The 15,641-nt window shown below is 67.6% G+C and carries 14 protein-coding genes; 2 read left to right on the top strand and 12 right to left on the bottom strand.

The window, feature by feature from the left end:
- Positions 1-119 precede the first annotated feature (119 nt).
- The 9 genes from ybgF to NH8B_RS01080 form a co-directional block, all read right to left on the bottom strand.
- Positions 120-905: a tol-pal system protein YbgF gene (ybgF, locus tag NH8B_RS01120; RefSeq protein ID WP_014085671.1), complete on the bottom strand. Its 786-nt coding sequence runs from the start codon at positions 903-905 to the stop codon at positions 120-122.
- 164 nt (positions 906-1,069) lie between these two features.
- Complete coding sequence (pal, locus tag NH8B_RS01115; protein ID WP_008954766.1) at positions 1,070-1,606, bottom strand: peptidoglycan-associated lipoprotein Pal; 537 nt, start codon at positions 1,604-1,606, stop codon at positions 1,070-1,072.
- 126 nt (positions 1,607-1,732) lie between these two features.
- Complete coding sequence (gene tolB / locus NH8B_RS01110) at positions 1,733-3,019, bottom strand: Tol-Pal system beta propeller repeat protein TolB (protein WP_014085670.1); 1,287 nt, start codon at positions 3,017-3,019, stop codon at positions 1,733-1,735.
- Positions 3,020-3,047: 28 nt separating this feature from the next.
- Positions 3,048-3,995, bottom strand: coding sequence for a cell envelope integrity protein TolA (locus tag NH8B_RS01105; protein WP_014085669.1), 948 nt, complete (start codon positions 3,993-3,995; stop codon positions 3,048-3,050).
- On the bottom strand, positions 3,992-4,360 hold the full coding sequence (locus tag NH8B_RS01100; RefSeq protein ID WP_232503510.1) for a biopolymer transporter ExbD: 369 nt from the start codon (positions 4,358-4,360) through the stop codon (positions 3,992-3,994). The genes NH8B_RS01105 and NH8B_RS01100 overlap by 4 nt, the downstream gene beginning before the upstream one ends.
- 157 nt (positions 4,361-4,517) lie before the next feature.
- Complete coding sequence (locus NH8B_RS01095; protein WP_014085667.1) at positions 4,518-5,183, bottom strand: class I SAM-dependent methyltransferase; 666 nt, start codon at positions 5,181-5,183, stop codon at positions 4,518-4,520.
- 69 nt (positions 5,184-5,252) lie between these two features.
- A complete protein-coding gene (locus tag NH8B_RS01090) occupies positions 5,253-5,432 on the bottom strand; it encodes a DUF3460 family protein (RefSeq protein ID WP_008954761.1) in 180 nt (59 codons plus the stop codon).
- A gap of 240 nt (positions 5,433-5,672) precedes the next feature.
- Positions 5,673-7,199: a sensor domain-containing diguanylate cyclase gene (locus tag NH8B_RS01085; protein WP_014085666.1), complete on the bottom strand. Its 1,527-nt coding sequence runs from the start codon at positions 7,197-7,199 to the stop codon at positions 5,673-5,675.
- A 241-nt stretch (positions 7,200-7,440) separates the two neighbouring features.
- The gene (locus NH8B_RS01080; protein ID WP_014085665.1) at positions 7,441-7,863 is read right to left on the bottom strand and encodes a hypothetical protein; all 423 of its coding nucleotides are present in this window, start codon (positions 7,861-7,863) and stop codon (positions 7,441-7,443) included.
- A gap of 143 nt (positions 7,864-8,006) precedes the next feature.
- On the opposite strand from NH8B_RS01080, the gene NH8B_RS01075 reads away from it, so the two are divergent.
- Positions 8,007-8,918, top strand: a complete 912-nt coding sequence (locus tag NH8B_RS01075; protein ID WP_008954758.1) for a LysR substrate-binding domain-containing protein — start codon at positions 8,007-8,009, stop codon at positions 8,916-8,918.
- Between the two features lie 373 nt (positions 8,919-9,291).
- Positions 9,292-10,695, top strand: a complete 1,404-nt coding sequence (aspA, locus tag NH8B_RS01070; RefSeq protein WP_008954757.1) for an aspartate ammonia-lyase — start codon at positions 9,292-9,294, stop codon at positions 10,693-10,695.
- A 147-nt stretch (positions 10,696-10,842) separates the two neighbouring features.
- Here aspA and NH8B_RS01065 read toward each other — a convergent pair whose 3' ends face one another.
- The 3 genes from NH8B_RS01065 to secA all read right to left on the bottom strand — a co-directional run bounded on the left by NH8B_RS01065 (position 10,843) and on the right by secA (position 15,620).
- On the bottom strand, positions 10,843-11,763 hold the full coding sequence (locus NH8B_RS01065) for a bestrophin family protein (RefSeq protein ID WP_041702782.1): 921 nt from the start codon (positions 11,761-11,763) through the stop codon (positions 10,843-10,845).
- Positions 11,764-11,964: 201 nt separating this feature from the next.
- Positions 11,965-12,738 carry a 3-hydroxybutyrate dehydrogenase gene (locus tag NH8B_RS01060; RefSeq protein WP_014085662.1) on the bottom strand — a complete coding sequence of 258 codons (774 nt, stop codon included), beginning with the start codon at positions 12,736-12,738 and terminating at the stop codon, positions 11,965-11,967.
- A gap of 164 nt (positions 12,739-12,902) precedes the next feature.
- Positions 12,903-15,620 carry a preprotein translocase subunit SecA gene (gene secA / locus NH8B_RS01055; protein ID WP_014085661.1) on the bottom strand — a complete coding sequence of 906 codons (2,718 nt, stop codon included), beginning with the start codon at positions 15,618-15,620 and terminating at the stop codon, positions 12,903-12,905.
- Between the last annotated feature and the right edge of the window lie 21 nt (positions 15,621-15,641).

The following is a 15,641-nucleotide window of genomic DNA, read 5'->3' as shown; positions in this document are numbered from 1 at the left end:
ACCCGAATGCCGCGTCAGGCCGGAACCGTTTTCTCGTTTTCGTCAGAAACCCCGGTTTTGAGTGCGGGCGAGAAAAAGGGGCCGCTGCCCCTGAAAATGCGGATTGACTCGCCCTGGCCTCACATCTGCTTGAGCTGCTCCTTGGCCTTCACCGCCGCGGCGCTCTTCGGATAGAGCTTGATCAGGCGATGCAGGGTCGCCTTGGCCACGTCGACCTGGCCCAGGTCGCGCTGGCAGTTGGCGATGTTGCGCAAGGCGTCGGGGGCCTTGGGATGATTCGGATTGCGCTCGACGAAACGGCGATGGATGTCGATGGCGGCATCGTACTGGCGCTGCGCGGCGTGCGCTACGCCGAGCCAGTACATGGCGTCGACCGCCTCCACCGCGCCGGGGTTCTGGTCGATGAAGCGTTTCAAGGCCTCGGTGGCGTGCGGGAAGTCGCGGTTACGCAGCAGGGCGATGGCCTTGTCGTAGTCGGAGCTGGCCGGCGTCGCCGCTGGCGCCGATGAGCTCGGCGCGCCGCCGTCGGTAGCGCCCGACGAAGCCGGCGAGGCCGACGAGGCCGGTGCGCCGCCTTCCAGCTTGGCGAGGCGGGCGTCCAGGTCGGCATAGAGATCGTTCTGGCGCTTCTGCGTGTTCTGCAGGTTGTAGCCCTGCACTTCCAGCTCGCCGCGCAGGCGCGCCTGCTCGGCCTTGAGGCTTTCCAGCTCGCTGATCATCGCCAGCAGCTTGTCGTTGGACAGCTTGGTTTCGACGTCGGTCAGGCGGGTGTTGGCCTGGCGATTGATCTGGTCGAGCTGGCGCCGGGTATCTTCCAGGCGGCTGCGGGTGTCGTCCAGCTCGGTGGTGGTGGCGCAGCCAGCCAGCAGGGTCAGCAACAGCGCACCGAGGGCAAGCCGTTTCATGATCGTGTTCCTTGAAGGCAATCGGGCCGCTCAGGATACGTCATCCGGAACGGCCCGGGGGGAGCAACGTGGCACCCATTCCAGTATGGCGGCCAGGCCATCGCCTGTTGCGCGCCGGCGGCATTCAGGCCGCCAGGGCTCGCCCGCCAGCTGAATATAGGCGGTTACTCGCCGTCGTAGGCGATGTCGGCGCGACGGTTCTGCGCGTAATCGGCCTCGGTGTTGCCGGTCGCCTTCGGTTTTTCCTTGCCGAAGCTGACCGCTTCCAGCTGGTTTTCCTTGACGCCGATAACCTGCATGGCGTTCTTCACGCTCTCGGCGCGACGCTGGCCCAGGCCCAGGTTGTACTCGCGGCTGCCGCGCGCGTCGGTGTTGCCCTGGATCACCACTTTGCGGGTCGGGTGCGACTTCAGGTACTCGGCGTGGTTGGCCACGGTCTGCTGTTCACTCTGCTTGACGGCGGAGGAGTCGAAGTCGAAGTACACGCTGCGCTTGGACAGCGGGCTGTTCGGATCCTTCAGCGGGTCGACAGCCACGGAGCCCTGACCGGCGGCGCCGGTGTCGGCCGGCAGGGTGGCGCTCTGACCGGCGCCGGCGCTGCCGTTCACGGTCGGGGCGGCAGTCTCCAGAGGCTTGGTGCTGGAGCAGGCGGCCAGCAGGGCGACGGTGGCGGTACCGATCAGCAGGTGTTTCAGGTTCATGCATTGACTCCTAAGGTATTGGTCAAAGTGGGCAAGCGACTGCGCAAAAGGCAATCCGCTAACTGATAGCGGACAGGGAAAACCGTTCAGGGTTCCCCCCGTCATCGCATTATCCGGAAAAAATTCTCAGGGGTGGTTGAACGGCCCCCACGCCGGGTCCTGCACGTCGCCGTTGATCACGGCGAGGCGCACCTTGCTGCTGCCGTCCGGAGTGGCGGCGTACAGCACGCTCCGGCCCCCCTCGTCGCTGGCGAACAGCACCATCCGGCTGTTCGGGGCGAAGCTCGGCCGCTCGTTGTAGGCGCCGCTCGACAGCACGCGGTTGTCGCCGCTGGCGAGGTCCTGCACCACCACGCGGAACTGGCCGCCCTGGCGGCGGATGTAGCTCAGGGTGCGGCCGTCCGGCGACACCTTGGGCGAGACGTTGTAGCTGCCGTCCCAGCTCAGGCGGCGCGCGCTGCCGCCGGCCACCGGCTGCACGTAGATCTGCGGGCCGCCGGCGCGGTCGGAGACGAAGTAGAGCTGGCTGCCGTCCGGGCTCCACGCCGGCTCGGTATCGATGGCGTTGCTGTGCGTGACGCGGCGCGCGCCGCCGCCGTTGGCGTCGATCACGTAAATCTGCGAGGTGCCGCTGGTGGTGAGCACCACGGCGAGCTGGCGCCCGTCTGGACTCCACGCCGGAGCGGAGTTGCTGCCCTTGAAGTTGGCGACGATGCGGCGCTGGCCGGTGACGAGGTTCTGCACCCACACCACCGGTTTCTTGGCCTCGAACGAGACGTAGGCGATCTTGCCGCCGTCCGGGCTCCACGCCGGCGAGATGATCGGCTCCTTGGAGCGCAGGATGGTCTGGGCGCCGCGGCCGTCCATGTCGGCCACCTGCAGCAGGTAGTCGCGGCCGGACTTGAGCACGTAGCTGATGCGGGTGTTGAAAATGCCCTTCTGCCCGGTGATCGCCTCGTAGATCATGTCGGCGATGGTGTGCGCCACTTCGCGCGAGCGCTCCGGCGTCACGGTGAATTCGCCCGAGGTCAGCTGCTTCTGCTGGGCGGCGTCGAACAGGCGGAAGCTGATCTTCACCTGGCCGCCCGCCGCCTCGACCTTGCCGATGGCGAGCGACTGGGCACCGGCGCCGCGCCACGCCGGGTAGTTGATCTGCGCCGGCTCGAACGCCGGGTTGGCGGCGCTGGCCGGGTCAACCATGCGGAACGCGCCGGTGAGCAAGAGATCGTTGCGGATGATCGGGGTCAGCGCCTCGCGCACCTGCGTGGTTTCGTTCTGGAACGGCAGCACCGCGATGGCGTGGCGGTTGGCGCCGCCGCCGACGATCTCGATGGTCATGTCGGCGCGGGCGGCGCCGGCGGCGGCCAGGCACAGCAGCAACATTGCTCGGATCAGCGTTTTGACGATGGACATCGGCTTCCTCAGTGGTGCGGTCGGGGTCTCAATGGGGGCGGAATTCCAGCTTGAGCTGGCGGAAATCGGTAAAGCTGGCGCCAGCCGGCAGCGACGGGAAGGTCTTCGCCTCCCAGATCGCGCGCTGCACCGCCTCGTCGTAGGCCGTGTTGCCGCTCGACGCCAACAGGCGCACCGCGCGGACCTCCAACGACGGCAGCAGCGTCACCTGCACCACCGCCTTGGGGTTACCCGACAGCTCGGGCGGAACCTGCACCAGCGGCTTCACCTTGGCCTGGACCTTGCTGGCGTAGCCGTCCAGGTTGAGCGACGTGCCGTTGGCCGAACCGCCGACCACGCCGGTTTTCTGGCCGGCCTGGTCGCTGCGGGCGTTACCCTTCTTGGTGGTGTTGCTGCTGCCAAGATCGGCCAGCAGGTCGTCGGCTTCCGGGTTGTAGCGCGGCGCCGCCTTGCTGCCCTTGCCCGGCGGCAGCGCCGCCGCCTTCTTCTCGGCATGCTTGTCGGGCACGCTGTCGGCCTTGGCGGTTTTCACCGGAGGGGCCTTCTCGACCGGCTTGGCTGCCGGCTGCGGCTTGGCCTGCTTCACCACCTCCGGCTTGGCTTCGCGTTTCGGTTCGGGCTTCGGTTCGGGCTTCGGTGCAGGTTTCGGCTCCGGCTTGGGTTCCGGCTTCTTCTCCGGCAGCGGCTTGCGTTTCTCGCCGAGATTGACCTCGGCGCGCGGCGGCTCGACCGGCGCCGGCGCGACCTTGGGGGGTGCCGGCTGCGGGCGGGGCGCAGGTTGCGGCACGGCCACGCTTGGCGCCTGCGGCGGAGGCGGCGGCGCGCTGCTCCACAGTTCGACGGCGACCGGGGCGTCCTGCGGCTTGTCGTTCGAACTCAGTCCGCCCAGCACCAGCAGCAGCACCACCGTGGCGTGCAGCAGCAGCGACAGGACGACCGGCCACGGTGAATTGCGTTGTTCGGCCACGGCGATCATTTGCCCTGTTTCACCGTCAGCGCCACACGCTTGATGCCGGCCTTGTGCAGGTCGTCGGCGATCTCCACCACCTCGGCGTACTTCAGGTCGCGGTCGGCGGTGATGGCGACCGGGCGCTCGGTGGCGTTGAGTTCGTGCAAGCGCGCGATCAGCTCGTCCTTGCCGGCCAACGGCGTTTCCTTGCCGTCGGCCTTGAGCTGCATCGTTTTGTCGGCCTCGACGATCACCTCCAGCGGCTGCTCGTTGAGCGCGGCGGCGTGCGACACGCTCGGCACGTCGATCACGCCGGGGGTGAACAGCGGCGTGGTGACCATGAAAATCACCAGCAATACCAGCATCACGTCGATGTAAGGCACGACGTTCATCTGGTTCATCTGGCGGCGGGGGCGTCGATTGAGCATGGCAGCGTAGCGAATAACGGCGTCTGGCCGGATGATACCATCGCGGCCGCAGGGGTTTGATGACAGAAACGGTAAAGACCGGCCCGCACGGCGGAAAGTTCAGCCGGGGAGCCGATCGGCATTACAAGCGGGTGGCCAGCGTCAGGCCGTCGCCCACCGGCAGTACCGCGAGCCGGATGCGGGGGTCGTGCTTCAGGCCGGCGTTGAAGGCGTGCATGATGTGCACCCCTGGCGGGTCTTCCGGGCGCGGTGAAACCACGCGGCCGCTGAGGAAGATGTTGTCGATGGCGATCACCCCGCCCGGCCGCACCAGCTTCAGGCACGCCTCGAAGTAGTCCGGGTAGGCCGGCTTGTCGGCGTCGATGAAGGCCAGATCGAAGCTGCCGGCGCGGCCTTCGGCCAACAGCGCCTCAAGCGTCGCCAACGCCGGCTGCAGCACCAGCCGGATGCGTTCGGCCACGCCGGCCTTCTGCCAGTACTCGCGGGCGATGGTGGTGAAGGTGTCGCTGACGTCGCAGGCCACCACCTCGCCGTCGTCCGGCATCGCCAGCGCCACCGCCAGCGCGCTGTAACCGGTGAACACCCCGATTTCCAGGTAACGCCGCGCGCCGATCAGCTGCGCCAGCCAGGCCATGAACTGGCCCTGCTCCGGGGCGATCTGCATCTTGGCCAGGCGATGGCCGGCGGTGAAGGCGCGCAGCTCGGCCATCACCGGGTGTTCGGTGACGCCGATCTCCATCAGGTAGTCGTGCAGGGGCGTATCAAGTGGTACGGTGCGGCTGGTCATGTCAGGAACGGCATCTAGACGGCAAAACGCCCGTGAACACGGGCGTAGCGGGGAACGACCGGGACAGGCTCACTCCGGCTGGTAGACGTAGGGCTTCTGCGGCACACGCGCCTCTTTCCAGCGGCGCTGGTCGTCGAGATCGACCTTGCGGTCCCACCAGGTCAGGCGCAGCTCGCGGCGCTCGCTGTCCACTTGCGGGTTCTTATCGAGAAATTGGGTCATGAAATCGGTGAATTCGGACTGGTACATGCGGGCTTTCCTCGGATCGTTGGCGGGCATTGTACTGCAAAAACCGGCCTGTGGATAAGTGTCTGCTCCATATAGGCGGCTACGCCTTCCCATCGTGAGCGCTGACGGACGGCGGCGGAGTGCGCGGCGCAGCGAAGGACATTCTCAGGCACCCATGCCGGCTCTGTGCGCCGGCGGCACGCAGCGGTCCTGAACTCGTCAGCCTGCGGGAGCGGGCACCGGCCCCGCTCGTTGGCCGCGCTAACGCTCTGCCGCCCGTTGCTTGGCGCTGTACATGGTGCGGTCGGCCACCGCGAGCAGCTCCTCGATCGCGTCGCCGTCATCCGGATAAAACGCGGCGCCGATGCTGACGCCCAGCGTCACCGCGCCGCCGTCGATGTCGTACGGCTCCTGCAGGGCCAGCTGCAGCCGTTCGAGCACCTGCGCCACGTTGGCGTCGGCATCGATGTCCTCGAGCAGCACCACGAACTCGTCCCCGCCCAGCCGCGCAACGGTGTCCTCGCCACGCAGCACCTCGTTGAGGCGCGCCGCGATCAGCTGCAGCACACGGTCGCCGGCAGCGTGGCCGTAGGTATCGTTGACCGGCTTGAAGCGGTCCATGTCGAGCAGCAGCAGCGCCAGACGCTTGCCGTTGCGCCGTACCCGGCGGATGGCGTGCTGCAACCGGTCCTCGAACAGGTTGCGGTTGGCCAGCCCGGTCAGGGCGTCGTGGTTGGCGAGATGGAACAGCTCCTGCTCACGCGCGACCCGGTCGACATGGCAGCGCAGCAGGTTGTTGACGCCGAACAACAGCACCGCCAGCAGCACCAGCGCCAACAGTGCCATGACCAGCCACTCGAACAGCCCGATCTGCGCCCAGCCCAGCTGCCAGCTGACCTTGAGCATCAGGCTCGGGGTCGAACCTCCGGTGCTACGGCTCAACTCCAGGCTCGGAAACAGCAGCGTCTCGAATGGACCCCGCGCCACGCGGCCGGTATCGAGGAAGCGCCCTTGCGGGTCCTGCTGGCCGTAGCGCTGATGCCACAGTTGCACCCGCATCCCGGGGGGGAGATTCAGGGGCCGCGGCAAGAGGTCGTCGACGCGCAGCACCAGCGCCACGAACTGGCGATCGGGCAACAGCGCCGGCGCCGGCTGCAGCACGAATTCGTCGGCGGGGCGGATGATCAGGTAGCCCAGACGGCCGTCGCCCAGCGCGAACGGACGCGACAACGCCGGCAGCTCGCGCCGCTGCGACTGGCGCAGGGCGTCGTAGAGGAAATCGACGCGGCTGACGTCCATGCCCAAGGCCGGCGAGAACGGTGGCGGCAACTCGCCGGCCGGCATCATCGACACCACCGGGTAATAGCCGCCGCCCCCCTCCAGCGTGAAGCGCGGCGGCTGGCGTCCCGGGTCGTAGCCGTGGATGGCGACGGGGCGGCCGCGGCGGGCGCTCAACTCGCGCTCGAAGGCGGCGCGTTCGTCCTCGTTCACGCGCCGCACGCGCAGCCCCAGCACGATCGCGCGATGGCGCTTGAACTGGCGCAGCAGCAGGCCGTGCTCGGTCAGCTCCCCGTGATGCTGGCCAAAGGTCGAGAAGCCGGCGTAACTGTCGAGCTGCGCCTCGGTGGCGTTCAGGCGCTGCGCGATGTCCTCGGCGAGCCGTCCGGTGACGCGCTCCAATTCGCTTTCGGCCTGATGAACGGCACGGCTGGCGAACGCCACCCCGATCAGTGCGCACAGCACCAACCAGAGTAGCAAGGCAGCCGGATACAACCATTTCATCTTCATCGTGTTGCCAACAAGAGAACAGGGCGGAGTCGGAAAAGAGGGGAACGGCAGGCAGAAAAACCATAGGGCTCCCCATGGGAAGCCCTGTTCAGAACGCCGCGGACCGTCCCGCGAGCGCCGACATGCTACCGGACTCCCCGGGCGCCGTCACGGCTTCCAACACGCAAACGGCACCGTTAAAGACAACGACATGACCAGGCAGGCACATTGCCTGCACGTCATGAAAACGCGCCCGGCCGGGTCAGGCGCCGTCGGTACAGCGGCTCACCAGCCCGCGCCACTTTGCCGAGACCACGGTGCCGTTTTCATCCAGATTGGCCTCGGTGTGGCGGCCATCCGGCGTCAACTCGATGCTCAGGCCGCGCTTGCCGGAATACGGATTGACCAGAGTCAGCACGATGCCGCCATCGGCGCGGGTCTGCCGCGTCAGGTAATTGGCGGGGATACCCCATTTCTGCGCCCCGCCCTGGATGCAGTCGGCCGCCGCGGCAAGGCGCGGCGCGGGGGCGGTACTCGGTGCCGGTGGCACGACGGCGGCCTGGGCGGCGGGCGCCGGGGCCGGACTGGCGGCACGCTTGCCACCCGCCGTCTGGGGCGTGGCGCAGGCGGCGAGCGTCAGCGCCAGCACGACGGCGCAGAGACGGGTCAAGCGGGGTGGATTCATGGCGCACTCCTGTGGAACCGGTTCACGATCTTGCTCCGCGCAAGCGGACAACAGGCAACAGACCGCCACGCGCACCAATCGTTCATCACGGTGCTACCATGCACCCCGTTCTTTCCCACCGCCCCGGACGCTGGAGCACGAGCATGGAAACACGATGGCTGGAGGATTTTCTGGTGCTGGCGGAAACCGCCAGCTTCACCCGTTCGGCACAGGCGCGCCACCTGACCCAGCCGGCGTTCTCGCGCCGCATCCGCGCCCTGGAAGGCTGGATCGGCACCGAGCTGATCGACCGCACCTCGTACCCGACGCGGCTCACGCCGGCCGGCGAGGTGTTCCGCGAACACGCCGCCGCCATGCTCAACCAGATCCACGCCACCCGGGCACTGCTGCAGGGCATGCGCCCGCTGCCGGAAGACACGCTGGAGTTCGCCGTCCCCCACACGCTGTCGTTCTCGTTCTTCCCCAAGTGGCTGAGCCGGGTGGAACAGGGCTTCGGCCAACTGTCGTGCCGGCTGCAGGCGAGCAACGTGCACGACGCGCTGCTGGCCTTCGTCGAAGGTGGTAGCGACCTTTTGATGTGCTACCACCATCCCAAGCAGCCGGTGGAACTGGAAGACGGCCGCTACCTCGGGCTCCGGCTCGGCGTGGAACGGCTGCGCCCCTACGCCCGCGCCGACCGCCAGCGCCAGCCGCGCTTCGCCCTGCCCGGCAGCGCGGCCGCCCCCGTGCCCTTCCTCGGCTACGCCGCCAGCGCCTACTTCCGGCTGATGACCGAGCAGATCCTGGCCGACGCGCCGGAGCCTTGCCATCTGCACCTGCGCTACGAGACCGACATGGCCGAGGGGCTGAAGAACATGGTGCTGGAGGGGCACGGCGTGGCGTTCCTGCCACAAAGCGCGGTGGCGCGCGAAGTGCGCTACGGCCAGCTCGCCCCGGCCGCCGACGAGCGCTGGGGGGTGGACATGGAGCTGCGCCTCTATCGCAGCAAGAAGCGCAACCGGCCGGTGCTGGAAGCGTTCTGGCAGTACCTCGCCACCGAATACCCGGCGATCTGAGAGCGGGCACACCAGCCACAACCCAACACCTTGCCCAAACGGCAGCTGTCCGCAGGAATTCGCGTCGCAAGAGTGGCGCGCCGCGCCCCCATCGTCGACGGGCTCCGGCACGGACGGAGCAAGGCAGCGCAGCGCTCACAAGGTCATGGTGTCTCCACCCATCCGGCGCACGGCCACCTCCTCGCCGGCGAGCCCCGGGCAGGCCGCCCCCTGCCCTGCGCCTTTATCCCCCCCAACGCCAGTATCCGGGCCGCCGCCGGCCAGGTTATGCAAAAAAAGCATGACGCGATCGGCATTCGGAATTGGCCAGCCGGCTCCGCCCTCGCCTACAGTGCGCCCTGTCCCTTACCACAACACGACAACGACAAAACCCATGACTACTCGTAGCGAACACGACCTGCTCGGCGACCGCGACGTACCGGCCGATGCTTACTGGGGCGTGCATACCCTGCGCGCCATCGAGAACTTCCCGATCACCGGCCAGACCATCGCCGGCTATGCCAACCTGATCGCGGCGCTGGCCGCCATCAAGCAGGCCGCCGCGCTGAGCAACCGCGAGCTGGGCCTCTTGGACGCCCCGCGCGCCGACGCCATCGTCGCCGCCTGCGAGGAAATCCGCGCCGGCAAGCTGCACGAGCAGTTCGTGGTGGACGTGATCCAGGGCGGCGCCGGCACCTCGACCAACATGAACGCCAACGAGGTGATCGCCAACCGCGCGCTGGAGCTGATGGGCCACGCCAAGGGCGAGTACCGCCACCTGCACCCCAACGAGCACGTCAACCTGTGCCAGAGCACCAACGACGTCTACCCGACCTCACTGCGTCTGGCCACCTACTGGGGCGTGCAGCAGCTGCTGGCCGCGATGGCCGAGCTGCGTGAATCGTTCGCCGCCAAGGCCGAGGAATTCGGCGACGTGCTGAAGATGGGCCGCACCCAGCTGCAGGACGCGGTGCCGATGACGCTGGGCCAGGAATTCCAGACCTACGCGGTGATGCTGGGCGAGGACGAGCAGCGCCTGCAGGAAGCCTCGCGCCTGATGCTGGAGATCAACCTCGGCGCCACCGCCATCGGCACCGGCATCTGCGCCCACCCGGAATACGTCCCCCTGGTGTGCCGCCAGCTGTCGGCGCTGACCGGCCTGGAGCTGATCACCTCGCCCAACCTGATCGAAGCCACCCAGGATTGCGGCGCCTTCGTGCAGCTCTCGGGCGTACTCAAGCGCGTCGCGGTCAAGCTCTCCAAGACCTGCAACGACTTGCGCCTGCTGTCGTCCGGCCCGCGCGCCGGCTTGGGCGAAATCAACCTGCCGGCACGCCAGGCCGGCTCGTCGATCATGCCGGGCAAGGTCAACCCGGTGATTCCGGAAGTGGTGACCCAGGTCGCCTACGAAGTGATCGGCAACGACCTCACCGTGACCATGGCGGCCGAAGCCGGTCAGCTGCAATTGAACGCCTTCGAGCCGGTGATCGCCTATAGCCTGTTCCGCAGCGTGAACCACCTGACCCAGGCCTGCCGCACGCTGTCCGACAACTGCGTCAAGGGCATCACCGCCAACCGCGACTTCCTGCGCAGCCAGGTGGAAAACTCGATCGGCCTGGTCACCGCGCTCAACCCCTACATCGGCTACGCCGCGGCCACCGAAGTGGCGGCCGAAGCGCACGCCAGCGGCGGCGGCGTCTACGACATCGTGCTGAAACGCGGCCTGATGAGCCGCGACCAGCTCGACGCCGTGCTCAACCCGGCCGCGCTGACCCAACCGCGCTGGGTCACGCTGTAACCGACATCTCCTTGGATGGAGTGTGAAGCGACCTGCCTCCATGGCAGAACTTGCAGGGTTGCCCTCCGGGGCAACCCTTTTTTTGTCTGGAGGATGCGAACCACGCGGCGACCCGATGAGGGGTGCCGCAAGACCGCGCAGGGGCAGTTACAGCAGCACGCCGCTGGCGTCCGGCTGCGGCGCGGTGGTCAAGGGCTCGTCCAGCAGCATCAGCAGGTTGCTTTCGATGGTGTGGCACAGCGCGTTGAGCGGCAGGTCGTTGGGCAGGGTATCGAACGGGTCCTCGATCTGGTCGCCCAGCGTGTCGAGGCCGAAGAAGGTGTAGGACACGATGCCCACCACCAGCGGCGTCATCACCCCGACGCTGTCCACCAGGCCGAACGGCAACAGGTAGCAGTACAGGTGCACGGTGCGGTGCAGCAGCAGGATGTAGGCGTAGGGGATCGGGGTGTGGCGGATGCGCTCGCAGCCGCCGTAGGCGTGCGACAGCAGCGAGATCTGCTCGTCGATGTTGGCCAGCAGCTGCGGCGACACCCGTCCCGCGCGGCCCAGCGCGGCGTAGGCGGCGCCGATGCGCTCGAGCAGCATGTTGGGGCGGTTGGGCTGCGCCAGCACCGCGGCGCACTCGCCGGCCGGCAGCAGCCGGGCCAGGTCGGCGGACGGGTCGCTGCCGCGCAGCTGGTGGCGCAGGACATGGGCGAACGCCGCCAGCCGGTACAGCAGGACTTTCTTCTCTTCCGCCTCGAGATGGTCGACCAGCGTCAGGGTCTGCCGGCCGAGGTTGCGCGTCACCACCAGCACTTCGCCCCACAGCTTGCGCGCTTCCCAGAAGCGGTCGTAGCTGACGCTGTTGCGAAAGCCGAGGAAGATCGCCAGGGTCAGGCCGATCAGCGAAAACGGCGTCGGCGTCAGGGTGATCTTGAGCGGCCCCAGCGTGCCGTGCACCACCGTCACCAGCACCGCGACACCGACGGTGAACAGCACGCGGCGCCACACCACCGGCACCACCGAGCCGCGCATCGAAAATAACAGGGAGAAAGTGGAGGGCGAGGCAGGACGGACGATCATGGCGGGTTCAGCGGGCAAAGCGCCATTCTAGCCCCGGATCGCCTTTTCGTGCACTGCAACATTGGTCGCATTGACCATCCACCGCCGCTCCACAGCTTACCCTCAGGCCATCCACAGAGTTGTCCACAGCCTTGGGCCGGGGCAGTCAGGTTGGCCGAAGACGCAGGGCAACGCGCTTCGGCCAACCTGGCGCGATGGCCGCTACTGCGCGCTCCAGCCGCCGTCGATCGGCAGCGCCACTCCGGTCAGGTTGTGCGCCCAGTCGCCGCAGAGCATCGCCACCGCCTCGCCGATGTCGGACGGCTGGCTCATGCGTCCGGACGGCTGCTTGTCCAGCACCAGCGCCTTCAGGCCGGCGTCACGGTCGCCGCCGAAGGCGGCCGCGCGCGCCTGGATCTGCGGCTCGATCAGCGCGGTCTCCACCCAGCCCGGGCAGATCGCGTTCACCGTCACCCCGCTCTGCGCGTATTCCAGCGCCGCCACCTTGGTCAGCCCGACCAGCCCGAACTTGCTCGCCACGTACGGCGCCTTGTTGACCGACGCCACCAGCCCGTGCACCGAGGCGATGTTGACCACGCGCCCCCAGCCGCGCCCCGCCATGCCGGGCAGCAGCGCCTGCATCAGGAAGAACGCGGCCGACAGGTTGACGGCGAGGATGGCCTGCCACAGCTCGGCCGGCATCGCCGCCACGCTCGCGGTGTGCTGCATGCCGGCGTTGTTGACCAGCACGTCGACGGGACGCCAGCGCTGCACCGCTTCGGCCAACCCCTGCACCGCGGCGGGGTCGCGCAGATCGCCGTCGAAGAACGCGGCGTCGGCGGCGCCGGCCTGGCGCACCATGCCCAGCGCCTCGTCGCGCTGTTCGGGAGTGGCCAGGCCGTGCAGGCCGATGGCCCAGCCGTTGGCGGCGAGACGGCAGGCGACGGCCAGGCCGATGCCGGAAGTGGAACCGGTGATGAAGGCGGTGCGGGTCATGGACGATCTCCTCTCGTGGCGATGGCTCAAGCTTAGCTGCTATCGCGCCAGTGGCTAAGCGAGGGCGGCGCCGGCCAAGGCAAGAAAAAACGCGCCCGATGCAGCATCGGGCGCGTTGTTGTTGCGCTCAGGTCGAGCCCGCTGACTCAGCGGTGATCGGCCTCTCAGGCCAGGCGGCCATGGCACTGCTTGTACTTCTGGCCGCTGCCGCACGGGCACGGGTCGTTGCGGCCGATGCGCAGGCCCTGCGCCGCCAGTGCCGCCGGCGCGTACGGGTTGTTCTCGTCGTCCGCCGCAGTCAGTGCCGAACCCGGCTCGGCGTGCTGCAGTTCGACCTCCGGCAGCTCGTGCGGCTCGACCGCGTCCATGTCTTCCTGGCTGCGGATCTGCACCGTCATCAGCACGCTGACCACGCTCTTCTTGATGCGCTCGAGCATGTCGGCAAACAGTTCGAAGGCCTCGCGCTTGTACTCCTGCTTGGGGTTCTTCTGGGCGTAGCCGCGCAGATGGATGCCCTGGCGCAGGTGGTCCATCGACGACAGGTGCTCGCGCCAGTGGTTGTCCAGCATCTGCAGCACCAGCGAGCGCTCGAACTGGCGCATCGCCGGCTCGCCGGCCAGCTCGACCTTGGCCTGGTAGATCGCCTCGGCCTGCTTGATGATGCGTTCGCGGATCTCCGGGATGTCGAGGTTGGGCTCGGCCTTGAGCCAGTCCGCCACCGGGGCCTCGAGCTGGTACTCGCTCTCCAGGGTCTTCTCCAGCCCCGGCAGGTCCCACTGCTCTTCCATCGATTCCGGCGGCAGGTGCAGGTCGACCAGGTCGGACAGCACGCCCTCGCGCATATTGGTGACGATGGCGCTGACGTCTTCCTCGTCGAGGATTTCGTTGCGCTGCTGGTAGATCACCTTGCGCTGGTCGTTGGCGACGTCGTCGTACTCCAGCAACTGCTTGCGGATGTCGAAGTTGCGGCCTTCCACCTTGCGCTGGGCGTTCTCGATGGAACGGCTCACCCAGGGGTGCTCGATGGCTTCGCCCACCGGCATCTTCAGGCGCTCCATGATCGCCGACACGCGGTCGGAGGCGAAGATGCGCAGCAACGGATCTTCCAGGCTGAGGTAGAAGCGCGAGGAACCCGGGTCGCCCTGGCGGCCGGAACGGCCGCGCAGCTGGTTGTCGATACGGCGCGACTCGTGGCGTTCGGTGCCGACGATGTGCAGGCCGCCGGCGCCCAGCACCTGCTCGTGACGCAGCGACCACTCGCTGCGGATGGCGGCGATGCGCGCGGTCCTGTCCTGTTCGGACAGGCTCTCGTCGTTCTCGATCGCGCGGATTTCCGGCTCCGGATTGCCGCCCAGCACGATGTCGGTACCGCGACCGGCCATGTTGGTGGCGACGGTGATCACGCCGGGACGACCGGCCTGCACCACGATGTCGGCTTCGCGCGCGTGTTCCTTGGCGTTCAGCACGTTGTGCGGCAGCTTGGCCTGGCTCAGCAGGGCGGCGATCAGCTCCGAGTTCTCGATCGAGGTGGTGCCGACCAGCACCGGCTGGCCGCGCTCGTGGCAGTCCTTGATGTCGGCCAGGATGGCGTCGTACTTCTCCTGCGCGGTGCGGTAGACCTTGTCGTGCGCGTCCTTGCGGATCATCGGCTTGTTGGTCGGAATCACCACGGTTTCCAGGTTGTAGATGCTCTGGAACTCGAACGCCTCGGTGTCGGCGGTACCGGTCATGCCGGACAGCTTGCCGTACAGGCGGAAGTAATTCTGGAAGGTGATCGAGGCCAGCGTCTGGTTCTCGCGGTTCACCGTCACGCCTTCCTTGGCTTCGACGGCCTGGTGCAGGCCCTCGGACCAGCGGCGGCCCGGCATCAGGCGGCCGGTGAATTCGTCGACGATGATGATCTCGCCGTCCTGCACCACGTAGTGCTGGTCGCGGTGGTACAGGGCGTGGGCGCGCAGCGCGGCCATCAGGTGGTGCATCAGCGTGATGTTGGTGGCCGAGTACAGGCTGTCGCCTTCTTTCAGCAGGCCCATCTGGGTCAGGATCTCTTCGGCACGCTCGTGACCGCGCTCGGACAGCAGCACCGAGTGCGCCTTCTCGTCCACCCAGTAGTCGCCCTCGCCCTCTTCTTCCTGCTGACGCTCCAGGAGCGGCGGCACCACGTTCATGCGCTGGTACATCTCGACGTTGTCTTCGGCCGGGCCGGAGATGATCAAGGGCGTTCTCGCCTCGTCGATCAGGATCGAGTCGACCTCGTCGACCACGGCGAAGGCCAGCTTCTTCTGCACCTTCTCCTCGGTGCTGAACACCATGTTGTCGCGCAGGTAGTCGAAGCCGAATTCGTTGTTGGTGCCGTAGGTGATGTCGGCGGCGTAGGCTTCCTGCTTCAGGTGGTGCGGCATCTGCGACAGGTTCACGCCCACGGTCAGGCCGAGGAAGTTGTACAGCTTGGCCATGATGCCGGCGTCGCGGCTGGCCAGGTAGTCGTTGACCGTCACCACGTGCACGCCGTTGCCGGTGAGCGCGTTGAGGTAGGACGGCAGCGTGGCGACCAGGGTCTTGCCCTCGCCGGTGCGCATCTCGGCGATCTTGCCGTCGTTGAGCACCATGCCGCCGATCAGCTGCACGTCGAAGTGGCGCATGCCGAGCACCCGGCGCGAGGCCTCGCGGCACACCGCGAAGGCTTCCGGCAGCAGCGCGTCGAGGCTTTCCCCGCTGGCGAGTCGCTGGCGGAAGTGCGGGGTCTTGCCGGCGAGGTCTTCGTCCGACAGCGCGCGCAGGCCGTCTTCCAGCGCGTTGATACGGGCCACTACCTGGCGGTATTGCTTCAGCAGCCGGTCGTTACGGCTACCGAACACTTTCTTGAGAAGCGTGGAAATCATCGGTTTTCGAATCCAGAGGCC

The sequence above is a fragment of the Pseudogulbenkiania sp. NH8B genome, from assembly GCF_000283535.1.
GTDB classification, from domain to species: Bacteria; Pseudomonadota; Gammaproteobacteria; order Burkholderiales; family Chromobacteriaceae; genus Pseudogulbenkiania; species Pseudogulbenkiania ferrooxidans.
This window is presented reverse-complemented; position numbering and strand designations above follow the sequence as displayed.

Excerpts from the sequence above, each read along its gene's own strand:
- ybgF (WP_014085671.1), bottom strand. The coding sequence starts at position 905 with ATGAAACGGCTTGCCCTCGGTGCGCTGTTGCTGACCCTGCTGGCTGGC.
- pal (WP_008954766.1), bottom strand. The coding sequence starts at position 1,606 with ATGAACCTGAAACACCTGCTGATCGGTACCGCCACCGTCGCCCTGCTG.
- tolB (WP_014085670.1), bottom strand. The coding sequence starts at position 3,019 with ATGTCCATCGTCAAAACGCTGATCCGAGCAATGTTGCTGCTGTGCCTG.
- NH8B_RS01105 (WP_014085669.1), bottom strand. The coding sequence starts at position 3,995 with ATGATCGCCGTGGCCGAACAACGCAATTCACCGTGGCCGGTCGTCCTG.
- NH8B_RS01100 (WP_232503510.1), bottom strand. The coding sequence starts at position 4,360 with ATGAACGTCGTGCCTTACATCGACGTGATGCTGGTATTGCTGGTGATT.
- NH8B_RS01095 (WP_014085667.1), bottom strand. The coding sequence starts at position 5,183 with ATGACCAGCCGCACCGTACCACTTGATACGCCCCTGCACGACTACCTG.
- NH8B_RS01090 (WP_008954761.1), bottom strand. The coding sequence starts at position 5,432 with ATGTACCAGTCCGAATTCACCGATTTCATGACCCAATTTCTCGATAAG.
- NH8B_RS01085 (WP_014085666.1), bottom strand. The coding sequence starts at position 7,199 with ATGAAGATGAAATGGTTGTATCCGGCTGCCTTGCTACTCTGGTTGGTG.
- NH8B_RS01080 (WP_014085665.1), bottom strand. The coding sequence starts at position 7,863 with ATGAATCCACCCCGCTTGACCCGTCTCTGCGCCGTCGTGCTGGCGCTG.
- NH8B_RS01075 (WP_008954758.1), top strand. The coding sequence starts at position 8,007 with ATGGAAACACGATGGCTGGAGGATTTTCTGGTGCTGGCGGAAACCGCC.
- aspA (WP_008954757.1), top strand. The coding sequence starts at position 9,292 with ATGACTACTCGTAGCGAACACGACCTGCTCGGCGACCGCGACGTACCG.
- NH8B_RS01065 (WP_041702782.1), bottom strand. The coding sequence starts at position 11,763 with ATGATCGTCCGTCCTGCCTCGCCCTCCACTTTCTCCCTGTTATTTTCG.
- NH8B_RS01060 (WP_014085662.1), bottom strand. The coding sequence starts at position 12,738 with ATGACCCGCACCGCCTTCATCACCGGTTCCACTTCCGGCATCGGCCTG.
- secA (WP_014085661.1), bottom strand. The coding sequence starts at position 15,620 with ATGATTTCCACGCTTCTCAAGAAAGTGTTCGGTAGCCGTAACGACCGG.